General features: G+C 56.4%; 1 pseudogene. It reads left to right on the forward strand.

What is annotated here, in order from left to right:
• Positions 1–100 precede the first annotated feature (100 nt).
• Positions 101–413 (forward strand): annotated as a pseudogene (locus tag D0817_RS26760) (hypothetical protein); the annotation flags it as partial.

A 413-nucleotide genomic window follows, 5' to 3' on the forward strand; every position in this document is an offset into this window, starting at 1 on the left:
TGATAAAATCACAGTCTTTTTGCCATAGTCGGCCTGCGAGCGATATGTTTTTGATATCATCCTGGCTTCTTTTTGCGGCGTTTTTTTCAAGAATTCAAGCATGTCATTACTGACCCAGATTTTCGGCAGCCGCAACCAGCGTCTGCTCAAGCAATATCAAAAGACCGTGCGCGAGATCAATGCGCTCGAGCCGCAGATCGAAAAGCTGACGGATGACGAGCTCAAGGCCAAGACGCCGGAATTCAAGAACCGCGTCGCCAAGGGCGAGAGCCTCGACGACCTGTTGCCTGCGGCGTTCGCGGTCTGCCGCGAGGCCGCCAAGCGCGTGCTCAAGATGCGCCACTTCGATGTGCAGCTGATCGGCGGCATGGTCCTGCACCAGGGCAAGATCGCGGAGATGGGGACGGGCGAGG

It is taken from the genome of Flavobacterium cupreum (assembly GCF_003996965.1).
GTDB classification, from domain to species: domain Bacteria; phylum Bacteroidota; class Bacteroidia; order Flavobacteriales; family Flavobacteriaceae; genus Flavobacterium; species Flavobacterium cupreum.